The following is a 2677-nucleotide window of genomic DNA, read 5'->3' on the forward strand; positions in this document are numbered from 1 at the left end:
TGCTGTATTCGGGGCTGACCGTCGGTGTCTGGTTGTGGTTCATAACGCGCTTGGCGCCGATGCTCGCGGCACGGTTCACGAGTCCGGGTGCGCAGTTCGCGGCGGTAGCGGGCGCCATCCAGAACCAAGGCGCTGGGCTCTGGCCGGCGTGTCTCGGGTTGGCCACGTCCCTCTTTCTGTTGACTGCGAGCTCGGTCATGATCCTGCGGCTAGGGCAGGCGATTGTGCCAGCATTCCTGAAGGCTCGACTGACATCGCTGGCCAGTGGCGTACTGGCGGCGGGCCGTCGAAGAAAAGCGGTATCGCGTGCCGCTTCGAACCCTCTTGAGCGGGTCGGAGCGCCGGGCGCACGCCCGTGACCGGGGGACGGCCGCGGTCGGGTGCGTCTCCATCAGCCGCAGCATCCGGGGTCGTTTACGGGAGGGGGCGAGATCGCGTTCGCATGAAGTCGTCGATGCGGATGTCGTGCGTCCGCGCGTACGTTATACCCGCGCATTCTCAGCCTGCACCGCCAGCGGCAGACGTAGCCGGCGCGGAACGCGTCCCGCAGGTGGAACAACACCGCCGTGTCCCAGAGGCGGTGATCGGATTGCGTGACGCGGAACGCGGCCCGGCCGCGGTGCTTCTTGAGGCTGCGCGTGCTCCAGCGTCCCACCGTTCGACAGGTACGCCGTGATCCCCGTCGCCCGGAACGTATGGCAGCACGAGCGGGATGTGGGCGCAAAGGAACAGCGATTGAGCTACGGCGGGAGACCTGTCGGCCCGCGGGCTGGCCGAGCCAGCTCCAGCCGTATTCAAGGCATTGCTCGACGACCCAGCGCCGGCGACACGCCAGCGTGACCAACGGTTTCAGCATCCCCGGACCAGTTCACGATCGGTTCACAGCGTAGCTCAGAGAATGCACGATCGCTCGTGACGACGCCGAGCGATCGCGGTAATCCCGCGTTACGCGCTGCATGTGTTCGGTAGTCTTCCGCCTCCCAATCAGATACAGCTTGAAGACCAGCCATCTCGATCATCTGCTCCAATCGTTCAGCTTGATCAGGCGGAAGGTTCCAGCCTTCTGGCAACGGCCCGACAACCGTTGCTGCGTCGCCCTCGGATTCAGGCGCACTGTGGATTCTGACCGGTTCTACCACGTAATACGTTCCCTCAAGTCGCGAACTCAGAGCCATGTTTCCGGCAGCGATCCCACCAAAAACGTGATTCTCCTGAGCATCGTTCAAATGCTCCAACGTGTAGAAACAACGGACATCGGCTGACTCGGCTTCCATTGGATCAAGAAAGACATCCGTCGAGAGTCTAATCCAGGAGAGTGCACCGAAACTGCGGTACTCCGCTGCCTCCAGCTCGTGGGTAATGGTAAGCGGTGGTTGACCACCAACACTCTGAGACCAACCAACGCATGCTGCCAGCGTCGAAGCCAAAAGCACTCGCGTCGAATTCATGGTAGAACTCCTTCCAGCATGCGCAGGAAACTCAACACTCCGAACACGATCGACAGATTCTTCAAAACACCGAATACGTAGTCCCTGCCCGCATGCATGCGCATGTTTGCAATAGAAACCACCAAGGCCATGCCCACCCCGAGAACCAACGCCAGAAGACCACCGTGGATAATCGGACTCAATGGACCTTCTGAAACTGCGGGCGGAACGAAACCTGTACGTGCAGCCACGTAAACGGTCGCGCCTACAACTGGCAACGCCGCAAGCGCCGCAAAAAGGACTCGAATGGCCGGGCGCGGAACGCTAAAGACAACCATGTCCGCATTATGATGTTGTTTTACGAACTCACACGTGCATTGCGGCACAAGCTCTCGGACTAAGCCTTCTAGCTTCATGCTGTCTCTCCACGCCGGCCGGCCAGCCCGCCCGAGACATGCCCAGATCCCCGAGGAGGTTGCGACGGAACTCCGCTGCACGACCGCGCCCACCGAGGACGTCCCGGCCGTCATGCTCCCGCCTCTGCGCCCTCGGCCGCGGCCGTGCGGCCAGCCCGGTCACCTTCGATCCAACCTTCCAGCCGCGCCAACCGGCGGTCAATGTCGCCGACCCGGCTGGCACCGCTCCGGTCAGCCGTGCGTCAAGAGCGTCCACCCTCGCACTGAGCGCCGCGATTTGTCGCCAGAGCAGCCGGCCGAGCGCCACCATGACGCCGATGGTCGGCCAGTCAACTGTCACGCCGCATCTCCCTTTCGGGCTTCTCTTTTCTCGGTCGTCACGCCGTCACTTCTCGTGGGGCCATTTCGGCACGGAGCCGCTCTTCCGCCGCAGCCTTGAGCGCCACGCATTGGAGCACCTGTTGCAGGTCTGCGTACGAGAACGCGTTGATCAGCTGGCCCATCGGGTAGCCTGTCAGCGTCGAGAGTGCGGCCAGCCGGTCACGCGCCGCCCGGTCGATTCGGAGTGTCGTGCTTGCGAGATTCATGAGCACAGTATGTAGTCGGGCAGTATTCAGCGTCAAGGGGTTTTCGCGGACGAGGTTCCGTCCGCGCCGGGTTCGCCGTGGCACGCCGATGAGGGGTTACGCCCGTCGGGCGACCGCTCTTTAGTGCGCATTGGGCGGGTACAGCGCAGCCCCCGCCGCCTTTCGGGCAGCCGGGCCCGGACGGATCCAACGTGCGGGGCGCCCTCGATAAGCCGTCACGGGCCGGCACACGAGTCGGGGGCAGACT

Annotated in this window: 4 protein-coding genes; all 4 read right to left on the minus strand. The window is 63.2% G+C overall.

Features of this window, described 5'->3' with window-relative positions:
• A partial coding sequence (locus OXU42_17310) for a hypothetical protein (GenBank protein MDE0031147.1) occupies nt 1-199 on the minus strand: 199 nt, incomplete at its 3' end.
• Nucleotides 200-794: 595 nt separating this feature from the next.
• On the minus strand, nt 795-1448 hold the full coding sequence (locus OXU42_17315; GenBank protein ID MDE0031148.1) for a hypothetical protein: 654 nt from the start codon (nt 1446-1448) through the stop codon (nt 795-797).
• The gene (locus OXU42_17320) at nt 1445-1843 is read right to left on the minus strand and encodes a hypothetical protein (protein ID MDE0031149.1); all 399 of its coding nucleotides are present in this window, start codon (nt 1841-1843) and stop codon (nt 1445-1447) included. The genes OXU42_17315 and OXU42_17320 overlap by 4 nt, the downstream gene beginning before the upstream one ends.
• A gap of 377 nt (nt 1844-2220) precedes the next feature.
• A complete protein-coding gene (locus OXU42_17325; GenBank protein MDE0031150.1) occupies nt 2221-2430 on the minus strand; it encodes a hypothetical protein in 210 nt (69 codons plus the stop codon).
• Nucleotides 2431-2677 lie beyond the last annotated feature (247 nt).

This window comes from Deltaproteobacteria bacterium (genome assembly GCA_028818775.1).
Taxonomy (GTDB): Bacteria; Desulfobacterota; Binatia; order UBA9968; family JAJDTQ01; genus JAJDTQ01.